The 22,364-nt window shown below is 61.6% G+C and carries 21 protein-coding genes; 8 read left to right on the top strand and 13 right to left on the bottom strand.

The features are described 5' to 3' along the window. Nucleotides 1-86: 86 nt before the first annotated feature. Together Q1A91_RS22935 and Q1A91_RS22930 are read right to left on the bottom strand one after the other, a co-directional pair. Entirely contained in the window at nucleotides 87-977 is an 891-nt protein-coding gene (locus Q1A91_RS22935) for an amidohydrolase (RefSeq protein WP_299883046.1), read from the bottom strand. Beyond that, entirely contained in the window at nucleotides 968-2,107 is a 1,140-nt protein-coding gene (locus Q1A91_RS22930) for a pyridoxal phosphate-dependent aminotransferase (protein ID WP_299883044.1), read from the bottom strand. Before Q1A91_RS22930 ends, Q1A91_RS22935 begins: the two co-directional genes overlap by 10 nt. Before the next feature lie 24 nt (nucleotides 2,108-2,131). Between Q1A91_RS22930 and Q1A91_RS22925 the strand changes: the two genes are divergently transcribed. Then, complete coding sequence (locus Q1A91_RS22925; RefSeq protein WP_299883042.1) at nucleotides 2,132-2,890, top strand: N-acyl homoserine lactonase family protein; 759 nt, start codon at nucleotides 2,132-2,134, stop codon at nucleotides 2,888-2,890. Here the strand turns inward: Q1A91_RS22925 and Q1A91_RS22920 are convergent, their stop codons facing one another. Genes Q1A91_RS22920 through Q1A91_RS22900 form a run of 5 tightly spaced genes read right to left on the bottom strand, consistent with a single transcriptional unit; the run spans nucleotide 2,891 to nucleotide 6,346 of the window. Then, complete coding sequence (locus tag Q1A91_RS22920) at nucleotides 2,891-3,190, bottom strand: CcdB family protein (protein ID WP_299883040.1); 300 nt, start codon at nucleotides 3,188-3,190, stop codon at nucleotides 2,891-2,893. Continuing rightward, complete coding sequence (locus Q1A91_RS22915) at nucleotides 3,183-3,425, bottom strand: type II toxin-antitoxin system CcdA family antitoxin (protein ID WP_299883038.1); 243 nt, start codon at nucleotides 3,423-3,425, stop codon at nucleotides 3,183-3,185. Before Q1A91_RS22915 ends, Q1A91_RS22920 begins: the two co-directional genes overlap by 8 nt. Nucleotides 3,426-3,475: 50 nt before the next feature. Then, nucleotides 3,476-4,201 carry an SDR family NAD(P)-dependent oxidoreductase gene (locus tag Q1A91_RS22910; RefSeq protein WP_299883036.1) on the bottom strand — a complete coding sequence of 242 codons (726 nt, stop codon included), beginning with the start codon at nucleotides 4,199-4,201 and terminating at the stop codon, nucleotides 3,476-3,478. A 22-nt stretch (nucleotides 4,202-4,223) separates the two neighbouring features. Continuing rightward, a complete protein-coding gene (locus tag Q1A91_RS22905) occupies nucleotides 4,224-5,342 on the bottom strand; it encodes an aminotransferase class V-fold PLP-dependent enzyme (protein ID WP_299883034.1) in 1,119 nt (372 codons plus the stop codon). 11 nt (nucleotides 5,343-5,353) lie between these two features. Beyond that, nucleotides 5,354-6,346 carry a replication initiation protein gene (locus tag Q1A91_RS22900; RefSeq protein ID WP_299883032.1) on the bottom strand — a complete coding sequence of 331 codons (993 nt, stop codon included), beginning with the start codon at nucleotides 6,344-6,346 and terminating at the stop codon, nucleotides 5,354-5,356. A 608-nt stretch (nucleotides 6,347-6,954) separates the two neighbouring features. On the opposite strand from Q1A91_RS22900, the gene Q1A91_RS22895 reads away from it, so the two are divergent. Both Q1A91_RS22895 and Q1A91_RS22890 read left to right on the top strand, forming a co-directional pair. Then, the gene (locus Q1A91_RS22895; RefSeq protein WP_299883030.1) at nucleotides 6,955-8,157 is read left to right on the top strand and encodes an AAA family ATPase; all 1,203 of its coding nucleotides are present in this window, start codon (nucleotides 6,955-6,957) and stop codon (nucleotides 8,155-8,157) included. Then, nucleotides 8,154-9,143 (top strand): ParB/RepB/Spo0J family partition protein, encoded by a 990-nt coding sequence (locus Q1A91_RS22890; protein WP_299883028.1) that lies wholly within the window; start codon nucleotides 8,154-8,156, stop codon nucleotides 9,141-9,143. Before Q1A91_RS22895 ends, Q1A91_RS22890 begins: the two co-directional genes overlap by 4 nt. Nucleotides 9,144-9,357: 214 nt before the next feature. Here Q1A91_RS22890 and Q1A91_RS22885 read toward each other — a convergent pair whose 3' ends face one another. The 6 genes from Q1A91_RS22885 to Q1A91_RS22860 all read right to left on the bottom strand — a co-directional run bounded on the left by Q1A91_RS22885 (nucleotide 9,358) and on the right by Q1A91_RS22860 (nucleotide 16,060). Beyond that, nucleotides 9,358-10,152, bottom strand: a complete 795-nt coding sequence (locus Q1A91_RS22885) for an ATP-binding cassette domain-containing protein (protein WP_299883026.1) — start codon at nucleotides 10,150-10,152, stop codon at nucleotides 9,358-9,360. Further along, the gene (locus Q1A91_RS22880; RefSeq protein WP_299883024.1) at nucleotides 10,149-11,018 is read right to left on the bottom strand and encodes an ABC transporter ATP-binding protein; all 870 of its coding nucleotides are present in this window, start codon (nucleotides 11,016-11,018) and stop codon (nucleotides 10,149-10,151) included. Before Q1A91_RS22880 ends, Q1A91_RS22885 begins: the two co-directional genes overlap by 4 nt. After that, nucleotides 11,015-11,866, bottom strand: coding sequence for an ABC transporter permease (locus Q1A91_RS22875; RefSeq protein WP_299883022.1), 852 nt, complete (start codon nucleotides 11,864-11,866; stop codon nucleotides 11,015-11,017). Before Q1A91_RS22875 ends, Q1A91_RS22880 begins: the two co-directional genes overlap by 4 nt. Further along, nucleotides 11,859-12,869 (bottom strand): ABC transporter permease, encoded by a 1,011-nt coding sequence (locus Q1A91_RS22870; protein ID WP_299883020.1) that lies wholly within the window; start codon nucleotides 12,867-12,869, stop codon nucleotides 11,859-11,861. Before Q1A91_RS22870 ends, Q1A91_RS22875 begins: the two co-directional genes overlap by 8 nt. A gap of 67 nt (nucleotides 12,870-12,936) precedes the next feature. Continuing rightward, nucleotides 12,937-14,460, bottom strand: a complete 1,524-nt coding sequence (locus Q1A91_RS22865) for an ABC transporter substrate-binding protein (RefSeq protein WP_299883018.1) — start codon at nucleotides 14,458-14,460, stop codon at nucleotides 12,937-12,939. 31 nt (nucleotides 14,461-14,491) lie between these two features. Next, nucleotides 14,492-16,060 (bottom strand): NAD(P)/FAD-dependent oxidoreductase, encoded by a 1,569-nt coding sequence (locus tag Q1A91_RS22860; protein WP_299883015.1) that lies wholly within the window; start codon nucleotides 16,058-16,060, stop codon nucleotides 14,492-14,494. A 110-nt stretch (nucleotides 16,061-16,170) separates the two neighbouring features. Between Q1A91_RS22860 and Q1A91_RS22855 the strand changes: the two genes are divergently transcribed. The 5 genes from Q1A91_RS22855 to Q1A91_RS22835 form a co-directional block, all read left to right on the top strand. Beyond that, nucleotides 16,171-16,962 (top strand): cyclase family protein, encoded by a 792-nt coding sequence (locus Q1A91_RS22855; RefSeq protein ID WP_299883013.1) that lies wholly within the window; start codon nucleotides 16,171-16,173, stop codon nucleotides 16,960-16,962. A gap of 3 nt (nucleotides 16,963-16,965) precedes the next feature. Next, the gene (locus tag Q1A91_RS22850; RefSeq protein WP_299883011.1) at nucleotides 16,966-18,528 is read left to right on the top strand and encodes an NAD(P)/FAD-dependent oxidoreductase; all 1,563 of its coding nucleotides are present in this window, start codon (nucleotides 16,966-16,968) and stop codon (nucleotides 18,526-18,528) included. Next, nucleotides 18,525-18,998: a MarR family winged helix-turn-helix transcriptional regulator gene (locus Q1A91_RS22845; protein WP_299883009.1), complete on the top strand. Its 474-nt coding sequence runs from the start codon at nucleotides 18,525-18,527 to the stop codon at nucleotides 18,996-18,998. The genes Q1A91_RS22850 and Q1A91_RS22845 overlap by 4 nt, the downstream gene beginning before the upstream one ends. 33 nt (nucleotides 18,999-19,031) lie before the next feature. Then, complete coding sequence (locus tag Q1A91_RS22840) at nucleotides 19,032-21,182, top strand: indolepyruvate ferredoxin oxidoreductase subunit alpha (RefSeq protein WP_299883007.1); 2,151 nt, start codon at nucleotides 19,032-19,034, stop codon at nucleotides 21,180-21,182. Beyond that, the coding region (locus tag Q1A91_RS22835) for an indolepyruvate oxidoreductase subunit beta family protein (protein WP_299883005.1) at nucleotides 21,179-22,364 on the top strand (1,186 nt) is incomplete at its 3' end. The genes Q1A91_RS22840 and Q1A91_RS22835, both read left to right, overlap by 4 nt.

Below are 22,364 nucleotides of genomic sequence, written 5' to 3'. Positions count from 1 at the left end.
CCCCTGTCTTCCTTCGGCCTCCCGGCCCCGTATTCCCTTGGGGGTGTATACCCCCTTCCGCGCGGGTGCGACCCCTGCTTGCGCTATCAGAACTGATAAAATGCACGCGCCGTGCCGCCCATCACCGCCATGCGCGCCTCCGCATCCTCGCCCACCTCGCCTTCCACGAAAGCCAGCAACGCGGGGTAGGAGAGGTGCAAACTGTCCACCGGGAAGTTGCTGCCAAACATCACGCGGTCGGGGCCAAAACCTGTGAGGATCTCCTGCGTCACCCGCTGCGCCGGACCGTCCAGATGCGGCCCAAAGAACATCGCATATCCCGACAGTTTGACACTGACATGAGGCAGTGCGGCCAGGGTCCCCATCCCCCGCGCCCAAACGCTCAGGTCCCGCGGGTCATAGGGTGAGCCCATGTGATCAATCACCACCGGGATGTCGGGGTGATCGCTGAGGAACTCAGCCGCCTGCAACATCTGTTCGGGATAGAGCTGCAAATCAAACCGCAACCCGTAATCCTTCAGCCCCGCGAAGTTTGCCCGCCACGCCGGATCATCCAGCAGATTGGTCGCGGCAAAGCTGATTTCCGGCCGGTCAGGCAGATGCGAGATGATCTGCCTGATGCCGCGCAGGTTCTTGTGCGCCTTGTGCCGCTGCATGACTTCTGCCGCATTGTCCGCCGTCAGGTCCACAAACCCCACGATCATGATCGGATGGCCACTGTCCTCGCTGATCTTCTGAACAAACGCCGTCTCCGCCACCGGGTCGGGGATCTTCGGGTCCGCCTGCACATGCACCGACCCGGCGAGGGTGCGCGGCGCAGGCTCTCCCAGAAACTCCGGCAACAGATAGTCGCGCTGAATCGGCGTCGGATCACCAAAAGGCTTCATCGCCCCGATATCCTTGAGCCAGACATATCCCACATCCAGTTCCGGCGTCTGCGGTGCCCACAAATGATGATGCGCGTCGATCAACTCCATGCGCCGTCCTTCCAGTCCTTCAACGCCTGCGCTACACGGCTCAGCCCTTTGCCAAGGTTCACCCCTGCCCCGCCGCCAACGCCCAGCCGGATATGCTGCGGCTGGTGATAGGCACTGCCCGGCAACAGGAACGTGCGATACGGATCTTCCAGCAACCGGGTCGCGAAAGCGTCACTGTCCAGCCCGTTTGGCAGCTTTCCCAACCCGATCAACCCGGCCCTTGGCAGCACCCAGCTCAGCCCGTCCTGCGCCGCAACCCAGTCGTTCATCTGCGCCAGATTGGCTTGCCCCTCGGCCCGCGCCTTCTCCATGGCCGGGGCCAATCGCTCCGGTCGCAAGGCCACTTCCGCAATCACCTCTCCCATGATGTTCATAATCTCGGAACTGTTCTCCCGCAGGATCACCGCATCCATGACCAACTCCGGATCAGGGCAGATCAACCACCCGGTCCGCAGCCCCTGCAACCCCAGCGCCTTGCTGACCGATCCGGTGGTGATCCCCCGCGCATACATCCCCGCCACCGACGGCGCGCGCGGCCCGTCCCACTCAAGACCCGCGTAAACCTCATCCACCAGCAACCACGCGCCCACGCCATCGGCGATCTGCACCAGCGCGCGCAAGGTGGCCTCATCCATCACATCCCCGGTGGGATTGTTGGGGTTGGTGACAAAGATCATCTTGGTCGCAGGCGTCACCGCCTCCCGCATCCGGTCCAGCGGCATCCGCCAGCCGTCTTCCTCCCGCCGGTTCACCCGCACGATCTCCGCCCCGATGGCCTTTGCCAGCACCTCCGCCTGCGGCCAGCCGGGGCTTTCCACCACGATCCTGTCGCCGGGTTCCAGCCTCTGCATCACCGCCAGATAATTCGCCTCCGCCGCCCCGGCCGTGATCAGCACATCGGCTGGGGTCAAAACCCCGTCCAGCCCCGCCTGGCGCAACACATGATCCCGCAGTTCCGGCAGCCCGCGAAAATCGCGATTGTTCCAGTCCAGCGACAGCTCGGGGTCCAGTTCCTCCAGAAACGCCCCCAGCTTCGGCGATTCCGACAGCGAAAACCCCACAATCGCCTCCGGCTGCGCCTCGACCGTCTCCAGCAGATACTCAAACAACCTGTGTATCTTGACTTTCATCACGCCCCCTCACCCTATGGTGGCATGAAAAACCAGTTCCCCCTCAAGGGCAAACCCAAACGTCTCGCTGTGCTGGATTACGGGCTGTTCGAGGTCCACGCAGGCCCGCGCACCATCGGCATCTGCGGGTTCGTGATTGAAACGGACGCAGGCGAAGTCGTGCTGATCGACACCGGTTTCCCGGAGAAATACGCCATCGACGCCGAAGCCGCGACAGAGGAAGACGCGCTTGGAAACTTTGGCCGCGTGCTCTCCGTCACCGTGGAGAATCTGCCCGAAGCGCAACTGGCCAAGCTGGGCCTGCGCAAGTCCGATGTCACACTGATGATCCAGAGCCATACGCACATCGACCACGTGGGTGACATGGACGGCTTTCCCGGCGTGCCGATCCTGATCTCTGCCGATGAACGCGCCCTGCCCCGCCCGCTCTATTGGTCCGGCAAACAAGCGATGGAATGGCCTGTTAGAGACTATATTCAGGTCTCCAAGGACACCATGCTCGGCCCTGATTTCGAAGTGCTGCATTGCCCCGGCCACGCCCCCGGTCAACTGGCGTTCATGCTGCGCCTGCCTGAAACCGGCTGGGTGCTGCTGACCTCAGACGCGATCAGCCGCGCGGCAGAGATTGAGGAGAAATTCGAAGGCTCCTGGGACGTACAGCAAGCCATACACCACGGTTCGCGACTGATGGAGATGGCGGCAGAGCGCAAGGCCTTCGTGATCTTCGGCCACTCGCCCGAGCAATGGCCGGTGCTGAAAAAAGCGCCGGAATGGTTCGCGTGATCAGTAGCCCTGAAACAGGAAATCGAGCGCACGCGTCATATCATCTGCAAGATGGGCATAGGTCCCAATGGATGGTTTGAGCACAGCCGTTGGAACAGCAGCGATCAACGGCGTGATGATGACAAAGGGTTTCTCGTCAATACTGAGCTTCACATGCAGGGTCTTGATGAACAGTGGCGCACGATCCGCTGGCAATACGGGTATCACCACACGCGTGATCTGCGGGGCCAGCAGATCCGTCTGCACATCCAAAAGATACTCGTCTTCTACGCTGGTTCTATAGATGTCGTACTTAGACATTGAACATGCGGTATTTTTCAAGAGGCAGGCCATTTTCCTCAACCCACTCGTTCCACGCCTCCATTGCCGCCGCATTCTCCCGCTGCCACGCCTCGCCCTTGGCGCGGCGGACTTCTGCGTCCAGACCTTTCTCAGCAGCCTGAGAGACATTGACCCCCAGCGCCTTGGCATCCCTCAGCAACGCCTGATCCAACGACACATTTGTCGCCTTCTTGCCTGACCCTTGAATACCCATGATGCGCTCCTTTGATGTGCATAGATTATGCGCATCCCGTTAAACATCCGTCAACGCACATCACGTCCCTGGTTGAGGATGATCACATTCCCGCTCGACACATCTCCGGCGGGTGAGATCAGGAACCCCACCCAATCTGCCACCTGATGCGGCTTCATCGCCTGACCGTGGGGCATCTGCGCAATCGCTTCGGCCAGCACCTCTTCGCTCACCACGTTAAACAATGGTGTCTCCGTCATCGCGGGCGCAATGGAATTCACGCTGATCTTGTCGCGGGCATAGCGCCGGGCCAGATCCTTGGTCAGCGTGTCCAGCGCGGCTTTGGAGGCGCGGTAATGCGGCGGATCAAACGCATCGAAATTATAGGCGCCGTTGGAGGAGATATTGACGATCTTGCGCACCCCCTCGCGCCCCTCCATCAGCTTGACGGCGGCTTGCGCACAATGAAATGCGCCCGAAAAATTCAGCGCCATCTGGCTCTCGAATTCCGCCACCGGGATGTCCGGGAAATCCGACATGAAACAGGTGCCCGCGTTATTTACCAGCGCATCAACGCCCCCATGCGCCTGCGCGATATGATCAAACGCCGCGCCAATCGCGCCCGCATCGGTCAGGTCCACCACGATCCCCTCAAAATGCGCCGCCTGCCCCAGTTCGGCCAACCCGTCCGCATCCACATCCAGACCAACCACATGCAGCCCGTCATCCATCAGCTGCTTGGAAATCGCGCGGCCCAGCCCGCCTGCGGCCCCGGTTACAACGGCAATCTTTCTCATGATGTCCCCCTTAAATCAGTCTCTAAACAAGCGCTTTCAGACCATCAAACAGCTGATCGATCCCGTCTTTCGTCGTCACCGCACCGGGGGACAGTCGCAGGATAGCCCCGCGCGCATCCACATGCACGGCCCGGTCGCGCAAGCCATTCACCACGGCTTGCGGATCAACAGGTGCGGGCAGTTGTAGCATCACCGATCCGCCGCGTTTTGCCTCCTCCGTCGGACTGGCAAGGGTCAGACCCTGCTCTGCTGCCCGCACCATAATCTCCGCCCTCAGCGCCCGGTTCTGCGCCAGCAGATCCCCCTGCCCCGCATGCCATCTGAGCGCCGGAACCGATCCGACACAGGCCAGAACCGACGGCGTGCCATGGTCAAACCGCCGCGCGTCCGGGGCATAGACAAACGCCTCCAGATCCCATGAAAACGGATTGTCCTGAGAGAACCACCCGCGCAGCTCCGGCTGAACCTCAGCGATCAAATCCTCCCGCATCTGCACGATCCCCGCGCCGGGCGTCCCGCACAGCCATTTGAGCGTGGTGGAGATCACGAAATCCGCAGGAAAATCAGTCAGCGAGAACGGGATGATCCCAATCCCCTGCGTCAGGTCCACGCCTACCAGTGATCCCATCTTGTGCCCATGATCCATCAACGCGCCCAGATCACACCGATGCGACGCGGTGGAGGTGACAAAGGTCAGCAACGCCAGCCCCACATCCGCATCCCAGGCCGCCAACATGTCTTCGTCCCGCACCCAGAATTCCCCCTGCCGCACCGGCACCGTTTCCAGCGTGAACCCCAAGCGGTCCTGCATGCCCGCAAGCAGAAAATGCAGCGAGGGAAAGCAATCCGCCGCGATCAGCACTTTCTTGCCCCTGAGCCGCGCCGCAGGCAGCCCCCCCAGCACAGAAAACAACGCCGTCGTCACATTCTCCGCGCTCGTCAGCGTCCCCTCCGGTGCATCAATCAGCGCGCGCCACAGGTCCAGAAACTCTTGACGCCGCTCCATGACATTCGGCCATTGCCCATCATCCATCTCACCCCAGTGCTGCGAAAACAGGGTCAGCGCGGCCGCCATCTCCTCCGCCTTACCGGGATAAAGCCCGATGGAGTGATAGAGGAAATAGGCAGGGTCAGCGGTCATAAAAGCAGTCTCTAAATGGGGTTATTTGCAGCATAGGTCTTGAAGAACGCAAGATAGGCCCTGTCCGGATCGCGCGCGGGCGGCTTACCCCCGGCCCAGTCCCGCCATGCGCCTTCGACGAAATAGATATCATAGCCCGGAAAGCGCAGCTTCGCCGTCTCGTAGGTCTCAGGCCGCAGCGCGGCCCCCCGCGCATCCAGCCAGCCAGGCCGCGGCTTCGCCTTTTCCTGCACCCTTGCGGCACGCCCGACCTTGGAGAACGACAACTCCCGTTCCGCTTCCGCCTCCCCCTTGGCATCCTTGCGCCACCACCGCAATTCCACATGGGTCACCCGCCGCCCCGTCTTCACCGGGGCCACTTCCACGATGTAATCCGACAGCGCCGACACCTCTTCAACCGCCGGATCAATCGCCCGCAATTTCAGGTTGGACCAGGAGGTCAGCTTGCCCTTCGGCACGCCCAAAACCCCGCGCAGATCATCGAGGCTGAATTTCTCCGACGACCGCCAGCGCAGGTTCCCGCGTTTCTGCACCATCTCATAAAGCGTCAGCGCGTATTTTGAGGACAGCGCAAACATCACCTCCCGCTGGAGCCGCGCAAAAACCGTGCTGTCCTTGATGATCCGCCGCAGCCGTTGCGGGATCTCATATTCCAGCAACCCGTCCCGCCGCGCCGTCTCCACGTTGCCGCCCAGCAGTTGCACCCGCTCAATCGCAGGCTCCCCGTCGCGCACCACGCTGATTTTCACGATCGAGGCCATCAGCCGCTCGATACTCGCCCCGACCCGATCATTCGAATTATGCGATCCACGCAGGTCCGACTTTGCAATCACATGGGTCACAGGTTTCTCAATCGCGTCCCAGGCATTCTCCAGCAGCTGGTTGTAGATCCGCCGGTCCGCCAGCGTCAGCGGCGTCACTTCCACCAGATCGACCAGCTCACCGGGTTTGACCAACGTCTGCGCGTTGGGCTGTGCTTCGACGGTGCGATAGGCTTTGCTCATGGCTGGACTTACGTCTTATTCTTACATTTGTGCTTTCTGTGGCGTAAGGTATCATGGGGCTCCCGCCCCGTCTATCACCCAATTTGTAAGGCTTGAATCGCCCTATCCAGCCGCGCCGATTCGCAAACCCCTGATCTGCGACACTATTCTAGCACCTCGATGGAACCCTTGAGGACCCACCCCAAACGTAAGCCAAGCCCCCTGCCCCGTTTGTAAGTCCAGCGCTCCCACGACGTAAGTCTACCTGTCCCCGGATGTAAGCCAAAGCACCCCTTAATGTAAGCAATAGAGCCTGAATCGCCTTGCAAACAAAGCCCTTGAGCGCATTGAACACAGAACACTAAGAATCCAGAACCTAAGAGGTGTCTTTTGATTTGGATTCAGGGTGGTTTTGGCGCTGATTCGGCAGCCGACTGTCCCAAGACTTACTTTTCGGGACTCTCAACAGGCTTCGCGGTACACTTCATCGACAAACCCTGCAAAAATCAAACGCAGCGGATCGTGCCGCCAATTTCCACCTTTTCGACCAATCAAGCAAAAACTTCACACTTGAGCCGTCTCACTGAATCCTTCATGATTCGCAAAAATCATACACCAGAGGCGAAATAATGCAGCAGCCCGTCCTTCCTCCCGTGACCTTGACCGAACTCGCCAACCTCAGCGACCGCGCCAGCACCGTCATCGAACGCCTGCGCGAACGCATCTACGCGCCTGGGGCTGCCAAATCGCTCGACCTGCGGTTCAACGTGCGCAAAGCCGCCGATATGGTGGGCCGCAGTGACAAACTGATCCGTGACGCCGAAGCAGATGGCCGCCTGCCCGCCCCTGAAAAAGACCCCGACACCAACCGACGCACCGGCTATTCCCTCGCTCAGGTTAACACCATGCGCGAGGTCTTTGGCACCCTGCCCCACCGCGCGCCCGGCGATCCGGCGATGGTGCTGGCGATCCAGAATTTCAAAGGCGGCGTGGGGAAATCAACGCTTGCCTGCCACCTCGCCCAATACCTCGCGCTCAAAGGCTACCGCGTCTGCGTCATCGACTGCGACAGCCAGGCAAGCACCACCTCCATGTTCGGCCTCAACCCGGACGTGGACGTCGACGAGGACGATGACACCCTCTACCCTTTCTTCCGCCACGGCGGACCCGACAGCCTGCATTACGCCCTGCGCGCGACCTATTGGCCCGGCATCGCGCTGATCCCCGCCAACCTCGGCCTCTACGATGCGGAATATGAATTCGCCGCCCGCATGGCCCGTGACAGCACCTTTGTGCTGGACCGTCTGCGCACCGGCATAGAGTCTATCAAGGCCAATTTCGACGTGATCCTGATGGATCCGCCCCCGGCGCTCGGCATGCTCTCCCTCTCCGTCCTGCGCGCGGCCAACGCCCTCGTTATCCCCGCCCCGCCCAACAACATCGACTTCGGCTCCACCGCACATTTCCTCAAGATGATGGGGGCCACGCTTGAGGAGTTGTCGCGCGCCGGCGGTGCGCGTGATTATGCTTTTGTTAAAATTTTGGCGACAAAGATGAACGACTCCAAATCGGCACACCAGGCGATCAAACGCATGATGGAGGCGGTGTTCCCGATGGATATGATGACCGCCGTGCTGAAGGATTCCGCCGAGATCGACAATGCCGCGGCCAACCTCAGCACGGTCTATGAACTCACCGGACCGGGCACCCGGTCTGAGACCCACAAACGCTGCCGCGCCTATCTGGACGCGGTGAACAGCGAAATCGAACTGCTGATCCGCAAGACCTGGCCCAGCCATCACGCCAGCCTGCGGAAGGAAGGATTGCTATGAGCAAGAAACACGACGCGATCATGGATGACGTGCTAAGCGGGCTGGACCGGCCCACCGCAACCCCCGATCGGGGCGGCGCGCGCTTCCTCAAACGCTCCACTTCCATCGCCGAACGCATGTCGGGCGAACGGCAGGAAAAAACCCTGCATCTGGTCGATCCTGCCCGCTGCCGCATGTGGGAGCGTCACAACCGCGATTATGCGCTGCTCACGCCCGAAAACTGCCGCGACCTGATCGACGGGATCAAGGCGCAGGGGCAACAGGAATTTCCCGCCATCGTCCGCCGCCTCGACGGTGAATCGCATGACTTCGAAGTGATCTGCGGCGCCCGCCGTCACTACGCCGTCAGCTGGCTGCGCGCCAACAACTACCCGCAATTCCGCTATCTGGTGGAGGTCCGCGACCTCACTGATGAAGAGGCGTTCCGCCTCGCCGACATCGAAAACCGCGACCGCGAAGACATTTCTGACTACGAACGCGCGGTGGACTATGCCCAGGCGATCAAGCTCTATTACGGCGGCCAGCAAAAGGCGATGGCGGAGCGGCTGGAAGTCAGCCCCCCATGGCTCTCCCGCTATCTGACACTGGCGAAACTTCCCGAAGAAGTCCTCAACGCTTTCGCCACCCGCCGTGACATCCGCGAACGCCATGCGCGGGCGCTGAAACCCATGTTGAATGTCCCCGAACAAGCCGAGGCGATCCTTGAAGAGGCGCGCTTCATCGCCAAACAACAAGCCCGCGCCGCGCAGGGGCAGGGCGGCTACATCGACGCGCAGGAGGTGTTCAAACGCCTCACCCGTGCCGCGAAACCCAAGCCGAAAGTCGCGAAGGTCAGCACCGGCACGCTCTACGCCCGCTCTCAGGGGGAACGCGGGATCATGGTGAAAAAGCAAGGCAAACAAGTGAACATGAGCTTCGACGCGGACCTCACTGAAGCCTCGCTCCGGGCTGCCTTTGAGAAATACCTTGCCGCCCGAAAGGCCTGAGTTGCCCCTGGGCAATTCTAAAATACTCAAATAAAATCAATAAGATAAATCCCAATTGCTCCTGCCTCCCTTCCAAATGGTTCCAAAAACCTCGGGTGTATGAGGGCAGACAGCCCTCATCCCGCCGCCCCCCGTGGCGGCGGTGCGCGCTTTCAACAGGCGCAACGCAACAAATTGAAAAACAACAGAAAATCCCGAATTGCCCAGGGGCAACTCACCCCCAGGTCTGATGGGGATCGGGCAGGGGGATCGCCCCCAGCAACTCCCGCGTATAGGCCGCCTGTGGCGCGTCAAACAATGCCGCGGTCGCGCCTTCCTCGACAACTTCCCCATGATGCAACACCAGCACCCGGTCACACAGCCGCCGGATCACCGACAGGTCATGACTGATAAACGCCAGCGTCAGACCCAGATCGCGCACCAGCTCCCCCAGCAGGTTCAACACCTGCGCTTGGGAGGACACATCCAGCCCCGACACAATCTCATCCGCCAGAATGAAATCGGGCCGCAGGGCGATGGCCCGCGCAATGCCAACCCGCTGCCGCTGACCCCCCGACAACTCATGGGGATAGCGCTGCGCGAAACCACGCGGCAGACCGACCATATCCAACGCCTCATCCACGCGCCCCGTTAAGCCGTCCAGCCCCTGCAACCGCAAAGGCCCGGCAATGATGCCCCCCACCCGGCGACGCGGGTTCAGGGAGGACATCGGATCCTGAAAGATCATCTGAAACCGCTTGCGCATGCCCCTCAGCTGATCCTCGCCCATATGCGTGATGTCGGTGCCATCAAAGCTGATCGTCCCGCCCGTCGGCTCCAGCAGCCGCAGCATCGCGCGGCCCAGCGTCGATTTGCCAGAGCCAGACCCACCGACAATCCCCAGCACAGCCCCCTTGGGCACGTCAAAACTCAGCCCTTTCAGAACCTCAAGCCGAGGTGCTGCCCCGATCAGCGGTTTGTGGGCCATATCGGGAAACGACAGCCGCAGGTCGCGTACTTCATACATCATGGCGCGGCCCTCATATCGTGTTCGGCGACCTCACGTTCCACCCCGTCGATCACCGTTTGCGGCACGGGCGTCAGGCTACCGGTGGGGTCGGTATAGGTGGGTGTCGCGGCGAGCAAAGCGGCGGAATAGGGGTGGATGGGGCGCATGAAAAAGCGGTGCATGTTCGCCTCCTCCACCACTTTGCCAGCGTAAAGCACCGACAGCGTGTCGCAGACCTTGGACACCACGCCCAGATCATGGGTGACAAACAGCAGTGCCGTATCATGCCGGGACTGCATTTCGCTGATCAGGCGCAGGATCTGTTTTTGCACGGTCACATCCAGCGCTGTGGTCGGTTCATCGGCGATGATCAGCTTGGGTTCTGCCGCAAAGGCGGAGGCGATCAGGATCCTTTGCCGCATGCCCCCTGACAGCTCATGGGGATAGCTGCGCATCACGCGGGCCGGATCGGGGATATGGACCTCCTCCAACAGCTCCAGCGCGCGGGCTTCGGCGGCGATCTTGGGCCAGCCGAGGATATCCACCAGCCGCCGGGTGATCTGCGGCCCGATGCGTTTTGACGGGTTGAGCGCGGTCAGCGGGTCTTGCGGGATCAGTGCAGCGCTTGCCCCAATGCGTCTGCGCCGTTCCTTGGGGTCGAGGGTTTGCAGGTCGGTGCCGTCCAGAATGATCTGACCCGACACCACCTCCAACGCGCGGGGCAGGGTGCCCAGCACCGCCTTGCCGATCATCGACTTGCCGGCGCCACTTTCCCCCACCAGCCCATGCACCTGACCGGCGCGCACGGTCAGCGACACATCGCGCAGGATCATCGCCCCGCCTTTCAGGCGCACGGTCAGATTGCGGATCGACAAATAGCCGCTCATCGCAGCACCGGATCGAAACGGTCTTTCAGACCCTCGCCCAATTGCGAAAAGCTGAGCACCGTCAGGAACAGCGTGATCAGCGGAAAGACCAAGACCCACCACGCTTGGTGGACGGAGGTGCGCCCTTCGGCGATCATCCCGCCCCATGTGGGGCTGTCGGTGGAGATCGACAGGTTCACGAAACTCAGGATCGCCTCAACAATCACGGCGACGCCCATTTCAAGGGTCAGCAGCGCCACGATGGTCGGCAGCACGTTGGGCAGGATTTCGGTGAGCATCGTGCCAAACCGCGTGCGCCCGGCGACCTGTGCGCTGGCGACGTAATCCATCGCGCCCTGTGTCATCGCCTCGGCCCGGATCACGCGGGCGAAGCGGGTCCAGTCAATCACCACAATCGCGATGATGATCGACATCAGCCCCGGTCCCAACACCGCGATGAGCAGGATCGCGAAGAGGACCGGGGGAAAGGCCATCCAGATGTCGACAAAGCGGCTGATGATCCGATCCGGCCAGCCGCGATAATAGCCCGCGATCAGACCGAGGGTGGCGCCCACAAGGCAGGTCAGCGTACCCGCTACCAGCGCCACGATCAACGCAAGCCGCGCGCCGTAGAGGATGCGGCTCAGCACGTCGCGGCCCAGTGAATCAGTGCCTAACCAGAACCCCGGCTCTGCCCCGTCCATCCAGAAGGGTGGCATGCGGCCCAGAAACAGGTCCTGCATCAGGGGGTCATTCGGCGCGATGAGCGGGGCGCACAGGGCGGCCAAGACCAGCAGCGCCAGCCAGCCGCCCGACAGCCACAACCGTAGCCCTATGGGCCGTTTTACCTCCCCGCGCGCGTCACGCATGGCGCAGCTTTGGGTTCAGCACGACATAGAGCATGTCGACGACCAGATTGACGAGGGTGAACAGCAGCGCAAAGAGGATCACAATGCCCTGGATCAGCGGCAGGTCCCGGTTGATCACCGCGTCGATGGCCATATTGCCGAGGCCTTCGTAGCTGAACAGCCGCTCGATGATGACGGTGCCGCCGATCAGAAAGGTGAACTGAACCCCCACCAGTGTCAGCGTCGGCAGGATCGCGTTGGGCAGCGCTTCGCGGGTGATCACGTGGTTTTCGCCATATCCCTTGGTGCGGGCCAGCGTCACGTAATCAAGGTGCATCGTCTCTTTCAGAGACTGTTTCAAAAGCTGCGCGATGATCGCGGCGAGCGGGATGGCCAGCGCCAAAGCGGGCATGAACATATGCGCCACAAGATCGGCCCAGACGTCAAAGCGCAGGCGGATGAGGGATTCGAACATGTAGAAATTCGTTGTGAAATCAATGTTCAACGACGGGGAGATGCGGCCGGAGATGTGGAATACCGGCCAGAGCACCCCAAAAAGTAAGATTAACACCAGACCCCACAGGAAATCCGGCACCGACAGCGCCATGCCAGCGCTCACGTCCACCGCCGCTTCGCCCTTGGTGTCGCGATAGAGCGTGCCCAGCAACGCCAATGCGCCACCGATCAGAACCGCAATCACCAGCGCGAAAATCGACAGCTCCAGCGTCGCGGGCAGGCGGCCCAGCACCAGATCGGCGACGGGCTGGCGCAGGGAAATCGAAGTACCGAAATCGCCCTGCATCACACCGCCCAGCCAGATCACGAATTGCTCGAATATGGACTTGTCGAAGCCGTATTGCGCTTGCAGCCGTTCGATATCGGCGTCCGTCGCACCCGGCGGCAGCATCATCGCAATCGGATTGCCGGGCACCACGCGGATCACCACAAACACGATCACTGCCACACCAAAGAGCGTGATGGCCGTGGTCAGCAGCCGGATCAGGATGTTGCGCAACAGGGTCATGGAGGGGCCGGTTCAGATAAAAAGGACGGGGCCGCGACAGCCCCGTCTCGTCTTGGGAAGTCCTGCTTTACGCCCGGGTCATCAGGTGCGGCAGCAACGCGCCGGAGCGGTGCGGCGTGACCTTCACGCCTGCTGCATGCACGATGGGTTGCACGTATTGCAGCAGGGGAATGACTTCGGCGTTTTCCGCGATCTGGCGGTCGACTTCCTTCCAGCCTGCGATGCGCTTGGCTTCGTCCGCCTCGCCCCAAAGCGGCAGGATGGAATTGAAGCGTTCTTCCCCATCCCACACCGAATGCGGGGAGGGGCCGAACATCGCAAACCCGGTGGAGGTTGTCGGATCCCCCACCGAATTGCCCCAGTTGTAGAAGGCGGCAGGGGCCAGTTGGTCCGCTGCGCGCAGCTCAAAATGCTTGGCGATCTCATAAACCTCGATCTCCGCCTCGATGCCCACGCGACGCCAGAGGCCGACGATGGCCTGTACCATCTCGTAATCCTTGGGTTTGAACCCCTTGGTGGTCTGGATCTTGAATTTCACCGGATTATCAGGGCCATAGCCGGAGGCGGCGAGCAGTTCCTTGGCCTTCTCCGGATTGAACTCAACGGTGATGCTGTCGTCATAGGCGATGTAGTCAGGCGTTTGCAGCGTGTCGATGGGCACGCCGTAGCCGGACAGCAGGCGATCGACGATCAGTTGCTTGTCGATGGCGTGCGCGGCGGCTTTGCGCACGTTGGGATCGGTCATCACTTCGATGTCGTTGAGGAAGATCATGCCGATGTCGGAGATGGGGGAGGCGGTGCCGTCCAGCCCGTCCTTTGCTTTCAGCCGGTCAAATTCCTCGTAGGGAATCTCAAGCGTCACATGGGAATTGCCCGATTCCACTTCGGCCACGCGGGAGGCTGCGTCGGTCACGAATTTGATCGTCACGGTTTTGAATTCCGGCGTGCCGCCCCAGTAGTTTTCATTGGCTTTCAGGCGGACAAAGGCGTTGCGCTCAAACTTCTCGACCATGTAAGGCCCGCTGCCGATGGGGGCTGCTTCAAAGCCTTCGGCACCCACTTCCTCATAGTATTTCTTGGGCATGACATAGCCGGTGAGGAAGGACATCCATTTGAAGAAGGTTGGTTCAAATTCGGGCATGTCAGCGGTGACGCGGTTGCCGTCGGCTTTGATGTTGGTGATCTTGCCCCAGATGAACTGAATGGGGGAGCCGGTGTCTGGATTGGCCACACGTTCAAGCGACCAGGCGACATCCTCTGCCGTCAGCGGATCACCATTGTGCCAGGAGACACCTTCGCGGACGTCCATCCAGATGGCTGTGTTGTCGTCGTTCCAGCCATAGTCGGTGATGATGCCGGACCCGAAGCTGAGGTCAGGGTTCTGCGGGATGTAGAGGTCAAAGACGGATTGGTAGAACCCCTGAATCGTCGGGTTCACCGCCGACAGACCCACGGTGGGATCCCAGCTGGGCAGGTTGACGTTATAGGCGATGACGAGCTCATCAATGTTGGCGAAAGACGGCAGGCCGACGGTGGCAAAGGCAGCCGCCGCAGCGGAGGTTTTGAGCAGGCTTCTTCTGGATAGTTTCATGTGATTTCTCCCTTATTGGTGTCTGTTTTTATCAGTTTCCGGCGAGTTTTTTGGCCAGCAGGGTGCCGGGCCCCGCACCCGTGCCGCCACCGGGCCAGACAGCGGCGCCGGTGTGGTACAGGTTCTTGATCGGTGTGGTGCCGTCCGCATAGCCACGGGCGGGACGGTTCATGAAATGCTGGTGCAGATGGTGGCTGCCGCAGACCTGATCGCCGCCGATGAGGTTGGGATTGTCGGCCTCCAGCATATCCGGTGTAACGATGTGCTGGGCGAGGATTTTCGACCGCGTGCCGGGGGCGTAGCCTTCGAGGATATCCAGCGCGCGGCCCGCGAAGGGTTCGGCAGCCTCGGCCCAGCTGGTCGCAGTGATCTCCCCCTTGGCGTCGCCTTTGATCTGACCGGGGGCCATGCGCACTTGCAGCCACAACACGTGCTTGCCCGCAGGCGCGCGGGAGGGGTCCACAACCGTGGGTTGCCCGCAGACAATCACCGGCTCATCGGGCAGCAATCCGGCTTTGGCCTGGGTATAGGTCCGCGCCATCTGGTCCATCGAGGGGGCGAGGTGGACATAGGCGAAACGTTTCAATTCGGGCGCAGGCCAGTCGGGAAGGGCGTCCATCGCAAGGTGGATCATCATCGTGCCGGGGGCGTGCTGGAATTTCTCCATCGCGGTGTCATGGCGGCTGTCACCGGACCCGCCCGTCAGTTTCAGCAGGGCGGAGGGGGCGACATTGGCGATCACCGCTTTCTCCGCGTCGATCAGCGTGCCGTCTTTAAGGATGACGCCAAAGGCGCGCCCGGCGGCGTGGTTGATGCCGGCAACGGGGCTGTTGCAATGGACCGCCCCGCCGCGCGCTTCGATCATCTTGACCATGGCGCGTGTCATCGCGTCAGCACCGCCGGCGCCCAGCACCATGCCAAAGGCCTGACCCGCCATCGCTTCGAGATAGGGGAAGACCGCGCCACCTGCGACGTCGGGCGCGAAATCGAGGTGCATCCCCCAGGCGGCAAGCGTGGCTTTGACATGGTCGGATTCGAATGTCTGGTCGAGCCATGCGCGCGGCGACATCATCAAAAACCGTGCAAGATCAAGGGTGCCGCCGCCGCCGCGCTTGCGCCACGTCTTCCATCCTAAGGATGAAAATGCACGTAAATTCATCGGGCTGCCGAGGACACCGAAGATCGCTTCGGCCTCTGCCGGGAAGCGCGCGGTAAGCGCCGTCCAGGCGTCCGCATCGGCGCCTGAAAAGCCGCGCACACGGGCGGTGGTCAGCGCCGGATCGTTGGAAATGCCCAGCCAGCGGCCATCGGGGAAAACGGAGGAAAAGGGATTCGCCGTTGGCGCAAATCCCAATCCGTGGCCCGCCAGTTCAGCGGCGTGTTGGGTATGAAAGGCAGAGCCTGCAAACAATGACAGGTTCATCGCGGCCCAGTCATGGCGGAAGCCGGGCAGGGTGTATTCCCCTGTTTTTACAGCGCCTCCGGGTGCTGCGTTCTGTTCATAGACCGCCACTTTCCATCCGCGCGCCGCAAGGTGGCAGGCGCAGGCGAGGGAGTTATGTCCCGCTCCGATAATGACGGCATCTGGATTGGTGGTCATGCAGTGTTTTCCATTCGTCCATAAGATAATTGCAAACGCATGTAATCTTGTCTAGCATTGATTCATCAACTTAACCGCGAACCATATCGCGGGTTTCAGGGAGAAGAGATATGAGCGCAACTGACGTTGTAAGCAGCCTTGGTGCAATGCTGGCCTCGGGCGGGGTGGAAGTGGTGGATTGTTCCGGTGTTCTGGGTCCGGACACACCGATTCTGCAGCTGCCCCCGGATTTTGCCAAGAACACGCCCAAGGTGGAGATTCACAAGATCTCCGAATACGACAACGACGGCCCGTTCTTTGCCTGGAACTGGATGGTGCTGGGGGAGCATTCGGGCACCCACTTTGACGCGCCGCACCATTGGATCACGGGCAAGGATTATCCCGATGGCTATACCGACAGTCTGGATGTGCAGCGGCTGGTGGCCCCGGTCAACGTGATTGACTGTTCTGCCGAAAGCGCTGCGAACGAGGATTTTCTGCTGACCGCGGATGGCGTGAAAGCCTGGGAGAAAGAGCACGGAGAGATCAAGGCGGGCGAATGGGTTGTGATGCGCACCGATTGGGACAGCCGCGTGGATGATGAGGCGAAGTTCCTCAACGCGGATGAAACCGGCCCGCATTCGCCGGGGCCGACGCCGGATTGCATTGAGTATCTGCTGAGCAAGAAAATCGTCGGTTGGGGCACGCAGTGCATTGGCACGGATGCGGGCCAGGCCGGCGGGATGGAGCCGCCCTATCCGGCGCATAACCTGCTGCACCGGGACAATTGCTTTGGTCTGGCGTCGCTTGCCAATCTCGACAAGCTGCCAGCAAAGGGTGCGATCCTGATTGCGGCCCCTTTGAAGATCAAGAACGGCACGGGCTCTCCGATCCGGGCTTTGGCGCTTGTGCCCAAAGGCTAAGCGGTGGCGCAGGTCGACCATCTGATCATCGGGACGGGCATCAATGCGTTGGTGGCCGCAGCGATGTTGTCGCGCAAGGGCGATTCTGTGCTGATGATCGAACGCGAAGACCGGATCGGGGGGTGCATGTATACCTCCGATCAGGTCACGCTGCCGGGGTATCATCACGATGTGATGGCCGCGACCTTTGTGTTGTTCATGACCGGTCCCGCGCAGGAGGCGCTGGGGGAGGATCTGGCCAAACACGGGTTTGAGTATTGCCACTCCCCTCATCCCACGGCCGTGCTGCGCCCGGACGGGTCTTCGCTTGTTTTGACGATGGACCGTGCCGCGAATGTGGCGGCATTCAACGGGCGTGGGGCAGGGGACGGCGATCAGCATGGGCGTGACGTGGGCGGCGTGGAAGCGGATGCGCCGTTTCTGTTTGCGCTTCTGGGTCAGCCTTTGTGGTCACGCGGGACGGCGATGTTGTTGGCCAAACAGGCGTGGACGCGCGGGTTAGGGCCTTTGAAGGCGTGGTTTGGCGAAGCGTTGGAGCCTGCGCGCGGGTGGTTGGAAACGCGCTATACCAGCCCGGACGTGCAGGCGATCTGGGCACCCTGGGTGTTGCACGTGGGGCTGACGCCGGAGGCGAGTTACGGTGGCCAGATGGCGCGGGTGATTGCCTTTGCTTTGGAGGCGGCAGGTGCACCTGTTGTCAAAGGCGGGGCAGGGCAGGCGGCGGCTGCGTTTCGGGGGCTGATCGAGGCCAACGGCGGCCGGATCAGAACCGGCGTTGAGGCCAAGCGCATTGTGATCGAAGGCGGCAAGGCCGTCGGGGTAAAGACAACGGCGGGCGAAGGCATTCGGGCCAAGAATGTGATTGCCAGCACCGCACCGGGGCAGCTTTACGACGATCTGCTGGCGGATGCGGCGCTGCCCAGACCGGAGAAGAAATTCCGCCACGGGCGGGGCAATTTCCAGCTGCATTACGCGTTGGACGGTCCGATTGAATGGGCCGCGGAGGGCTTGGAGGATGTGGCCTTGATCCATTTGTCGGATGGGATCGATGCCGTTTCCAAATCCAGCAATGAAGCAGAGCGTGGGATGTTGCCCGCCGTGCCGACCATCTGCGTGGGGCAACCACACCGCATGGATCCGACGCGCTGTCCCGAAGGCAAGGCGCTGCTGTGGTTGCAGATCCCCGACGCGCCGACGCTGATCAAGGGCGACGCGGCCGGAGAGATTGAGACCACGCCGGAGTGGACGAAGGCCACGCGCGAGGCCTTTGCCGACCGGATCGAAGGCATCCTGAGCAGCCACATCCGCAACTGGGACGCCATCAAGTTGAAACGCCGCGCCTTTTCCCCCGCTGATCTGGCACGGATGAACGTGAACCTTGTGGGCGGGGACCCCTATGGCGGGGCCTGTACGCTGGATCAGTTCTTTGTCTGGCGGCCCCATGCGGGGCAGGTCAACAACGGCACCGCGATCAAGGGACTGCATCACATCGGCGCCTCGACCCATCCCGGACCGGGGTTGGGCGGCGGATCGGGTTTCAATCTGGCGAAAGGGTTGGGCGCATGAACAAACAGGACAAGGTGAACCCGCCCCGGCTGGGCGAGATCGGGCTGGAGAACTTCGCGCCCTATCTGATGAACCGTATCATCGGGCGGTACAACGCCGCGCTGTCTTCAGAGATGACGGCGCTGGGATTGACCACGCCGCAGATGCGGTCGCTGGCGGTGTTGTCGGTGATTGATGGCATTCTGATCCGGGAATTGGCGGTCTACGCGGTGGTGCAGCAATCGACCCTGAGCCGGGCGTTGGACACGTTGGACCAGAACGGCATGATCCGGCGGGAGACCGATGAAAGGGACAGCCGCGCGACGCGGGTGTTCATCACGGAGGCGGGCCGCGAAGCCTATGAGCGGATGTGGCCGCATATGGCGGGGGCGGCGGATGCGATGTTCGCAGGTGTGGACGACGCCGAGAAACGCGCCTTTGTCGGCACCCTGCAAACCATCCTGCGCAACATTCGCAAGCACGATTTTTAAAACGTATCACGAACAAGGTTTCGGAGAGAGATCATGGCAGAACGCTCGTTCAAGGCTGAGGTGGAACATCTGCGCAAGGGCGATGGGGATGTGTTCACCGGGGAGGGGATCCTCGCCATTACAAAGGCGTTGCTGGAAAACGGCGTGGGCTACGTGGGTGGTTATCAGGGCGCGCCCATTTCGCATTTGATGGACGTGCTGGCCGATGCTGAGGAGCTGATGGGCGAGCTGGGTGTGCGGTTTGAGGCGAATGCGAGCGAGGCGGCGGCGGCGGCGATGTTGGCTGCAAGTGTTCACTATCCCATTCGCGGGGCGGTGACGTTCAAGGGTCCTGTGGGCGTCAATGTGGCCTCGGACGCTTTGGCGAACCTGTGTTCCTCGGGCGTGAACGGGGGGGCGCTGATCATCGTGGGGGAGGACTACGGTGAGGGCAGTTCCATCATGCAGGAACGCTCCCATGGGTTTGCGATGAAGTCGCAGTTCTGGATGCTGGACCCGCGCCCGAACCTGCCGTCGATCACCAAGGCGGTGAAAGACGGGTTTGAGTTGAGTGAAGCGAGCAATACGCCGGTGATGCTGATGGTGCGCATTCGGTCGTGCCACGTGACGGGGAGTTTCGCGACCAAGGACAACGTGCCGCCGCCGCTGACGGTGAAGGAGGCGATTGCCAATCCGCAGTCGGATTTCAAACGGGTCGTGCTGCCGCCGTGGAGTTATGTTCACGAGCAGGACAAGGTGCAGAACCGTTGGCCGGCCGCCGAGAAGTTCATCATGGAGAACGGGTTGAACGAGGTCTTCGGACCCGACAAAGCCAAGCTAGGCATCGTGGTGCAGGGGGGGATGTACAACGGTCTGATCCGCGCTTTGCAGCGGCTGGGGCTGGCGGATGTGTTTGGGCAGACGGAAGTGCCGATTTACTGTCTGAACGTCACCTATCCGCTGGTTAGAGACGAATTTGACGCTTTCTGTGAAGGCAAGGAACACGTGCTGGTCGTGGAAGAAGGCCAGCCGGAGCATCTGGAGCAGCATCTGGCGTCCTTCCTCTATCGCGGGGGCAAGACGCTGAAGCTCTATGGCAAGGACGTGTTGCCGATGGCGGGGGAGTATACCGGACAGGTGATGCTGGACGGGGTGACGGCGTTTTTGAAACAGGCCGCACCCGACATGCTGCCGGGGCAGGTGCGCGCGCCCAATCAGGAGGAGCCGGCGATCCCGGATCTGTCGAAGACGGTGCCGATCCGTCCGCCGGGATTTTGTACGGGGTGCCCGGAACGGCCAATCTTTGCGGGGATGAAACTGGTCGAGGAAGAGTTGGGCAAGCACCAGATCACGGGCGACATTGGGTGCCACCTGTTTGGCTCGCTGCCGCCGTTTGAGATTGGCGGGGCGACGATGGGATACGGGCTTGGCCCTGCGGCCAATGCGGCCTTCGACGGCGGGGGAGAGCGGCGCGCGATCTCCATGCTGGGAGACGGCGGGTTCTGGCATAATGGGTTGAGTTCTTCGATCGGGAACATGGTGTTCAACAAGTCGGACAATGTCGTGGTGATCGTCGACAACTACTATTCCGCCGCGACGGGGGGGCAGGACATTCTGTCGAGCCGCGCGCATAATGATACGAAGGCGACGAACAATCCGATCAGCGCCGCGCTGAAAGGGGTGGGGGTCGAATGGATCCGGCAGATTGATCACACCTATGATGTGGGCAAGGTGCGCGACACGGTAAAAGAGGCTCTAACAACGGAGTTCAAGGGGCCGAAGGTGATTGTCGCCTCCTCCGAATGTATGCTGAACAAGCAGCGGCGGGAGAAGCCCATTCGCAACAAAGCCATCAAGGATGGGCGGCGCGTGGATGTGCCGCGCTTTGGGGTGGATAGTGATGTCTGCACCGGGGATCACGCGTGCATCCGGCTGTCGGGCTGTCCGTCGCTGTCGCTGAAACGGCTGGACGATCCGCTGCGCGACGATCCGATTGCGCATATTGATCAGACCTGCGTGGGCTGTGGCAATTGCGGGGAAGTGGCGGATGCCGCTGTGCTGTGTCCGTCGTTTTACCGTGCGGATGTGGTGCATAATCCCGGTGGGTTTGAACGCTGGCGCGCAGGTGTGCGGGGGCGTGTGATCCGTTGGCTGCAAACGCGGCGCGATGCCAAACGGCTGCGGCTGGACGGGGCGCCCACATGAACGTGACGCTGCCACAGAAGACGCCCGACGCGCGGGTGGGTCAGATCATCAAGCTGGCGGTGATGGCCGTGGGCGGGCAGGGCGGTGGCGTGCTCACGGGGTGGATCGAGAGCCTCGCGCGGGCACAGGGATACGCCTGTCAGGCGACCTCCGTGGCGGGTGTGGCGCAGCGGACGGGCTCGACGATTTATTATGTTGAGATGACGCCCGCGTCGGATCAGATGCCAATCTTTGCGCTGGCCCCGTCGGGCGGCGATGTGGATGTGCTGATCGCCTCGGAAATGATGGAAGTGGGCCGCGCGATCATGCGGGGGTTTGTGACGCCGGACCGGACGGTGCTGATCGGCTCCACCCATCGCGCGCTGGCGGTGTCGGAGAAGATGACGCCGGGCGATGGGATTGCGGACGCCGATGAGGTGCGGGCGGCGGCGGAGATTGCCGCGCAACAGTTGATCCTCGCGGATATGGAGACGCTGGCGGTGGGGCAGGGGTCTGTAATCTCGGCCAGTCTGTTCGGGGCGCTTGCGGGGTCGGGTGCCTTGCCGTTCGCGCGGGAAGCGTTTGAGGAGGCCATTCGCGCAGGCGGCAAGGGGGTGGAACCTTCGTTGCGGGCCTTTGCGGTGGGGTTTGATGCGGCGCAGAACGGTGTTGCGGTGCCTGAGAAGGACCTGCGACCGGCGCGTCCGTCCTTGGCTGGACCAAAGAGCGAGATGACCAAATGGGAGGCGCTGCTGATGCGGGTTCAGCGCCTTCCGGAGCCGGTGCAGGAGATGGCGCAGGCGGGGCTGACCAAGGTCGTGGATTTTCAGGATTGCGCCTATGGGGGTGTGTATCTGGACCGTCTGGATGGCGTGATCGCGCGCGACGATGCGGGCCACGATTGGCTGCTGAGTGCGACAGCGGCGAAGTATATCGCCAACGCGATGGCTTACGATGACATCATCCGCGTGGCAGATCTGAAAACACGTGCGCCGCGCATGGAACGGATCAAGGGAGAGATGGGCGCGCAGGACGCTAATCTGGTGGAGCTGACGGAGTTTTTCCATCCTCGGGCAGAAGAAGTGGCGAGCCTGATGCCTGCAAAAATGGGGGCGAAGTGGGAGGCCAATCCGAAACGGATGGCGCTGCTCAACCGACTCTTCAACAAGGGACGGCGGCTGAGGACGCACAGGCTGCGGTCGT

The sequence above is a fragment of the uncultured Sulfitobacter sp. genome (assembly GCF_947500075.1).
GTDB lineage: Bacteria > Pseudomonadota > Alphaproteobacteria > Rhodobacterales > Rhodobacteraceae > Sulfitobacter.
This window is presented reverse-complemented; position numbering and strand designations above follow the sequence as displayed.

Excerpts from the sequence above, each read along its gene's own strand:
- Q1A91_RS22935 (WP_299883046.1), bottom strand. The coding sequence starts at position 977 with ATGGAGTTGATCGACGCGCATCATCATTTGTGGGCACCGCAGACGCCG.
- Q1A91_RS22930 (WP_299883044.1), bottom strand. The coding sequence starts at position 2,107 with ATGAAAGTCAAGATACACAGGTTGTTTGAGTATCTGCTGGAGACGGTC.
- Q1A91_RS22925 (WP_299883042.1), top strand. The coding sequence starts at position 2,132 with ATGAAAAACCAGTTCCCCCTCAAGGGCAAACCCAAACGTCTCGCTGTG.
- Q1A91_RS22920 (WP_299883040.1), bottom strand. The coding sequence starts at position 3,190 with ATGTCTAAGTACGACATCTATAGAACCAGCGTAGAAGACGAGTATCTT.
- Q1A91_RS22915 (WP_299883038.1), bottom strand. The coding sequence starts at position 3,425 with ATGGGTATTCAAGGGTCAGGCAAGAAGGCGACAAATGTGTCGTTGGAT.
- Q1A91_RS22910 (WP_299883036.1), bottom strand. The coding sequence starts at position 4,201 with ATGAGAAAGATTGCCGTTGTAACCGGGGCCGCAGGCGGGCTGGGCCGC.
- Q1A91_RS22905 (WP_299883034.1), bottom strand. The coding sequence starts at position 5,342 with ATGACCGCTGACCCTGCCTATTTCCTCTATCACTCCATCGGGCTTTAT.
- Q1A91_RS22900 (WP_299883032.1), bottom strand. The coding sequence starts at position 6,346 with ATGAGCAAAGCCTATCGCACCGTCGAAGCACAGCCCAACGCGCAGACG.
- Q1A91_RS22895 (WP_299883030.1), top strand. The coding sequence starts at position 6,955 with ATGCAGCAGCCCGTCCTTCCTCCCGTGACCTTGACCGAACTCGCCAAC.
- Q1A91_RS22890 (WP_299883028.1), top strand. The coding sequence starts at position 8,154 with ATGAGCAAGAAACACGACGCGATCATGGATGACGTGCTAAGCGGGCTG.
- Q1A91_RS22885 (WP_299883026.1), bottom strand. The coding sequence starts at position 10,152 with ATGATGTATGAAGTACGCGACCTGCGGCTGTCGTTTCCCGATATGGCC.
- Q1A91_RS22880 (WP_299883024.1), bottom strand. The coding sequence starts at position 11,018 with ATGAGCGGCTATTTGTCGATCCGCAATCTGACCGTGCGCCTGAAAGGC.
- Q1A91_RS22875 (WP_299883022.1), bottom strand. The coding sequence starts at position 11,866 with ATGCGTGACGCGCGCGGGGAGGTAAAACGGCCCATAGGGCTACGGTTG.
- Q1A91_RS22870 (WP_299883020.1), bottom strand. The coding sequence starts at position 12,869 with ATGACCCTGTTGCGCAACATCCTGATCCGGCTGCTGACCACGGCCATC.
- Q1A91_RS22865 (WP_299883018.1), bottom strand. The coding sequence starts at position 14,460 with ATGAAACTATCCAGAAGAAGCCTGCTCAAAACCTCCGCTGCGGCGGCT.
- Q1A91_RS22860 (WP_299883015.1), bottom strand. The coding sequence starts at position 16,060 with ATGACCACCAATCCAGATGCCGTCATTATCGGAGCGGGACATAACTCC.
- Q1A91_RS22855 (WP_299883013.1), top strand. The coding sequence starts at position 16,171 with ATGAGCGCAACTGACGTTGTAAGCAGCCTTGGTGCAATGCTGGCCTCG.
- Q1A91_RS22845 (WP_299883009.1), top strand. The coding sequence starts at position 18,525 with ATGAACAAACAGGACAAGGTGAACCCGCCCCGGCTGGGCGAGATCGGG.
- Q1A91_RS22840 (WP_299883007.1), top strand. The coding sequence starts at position 19,032 with ATGGCAGAACGCTCGTTCAAGGCTGAGGTGGAACATCTGCGCAAGGGC.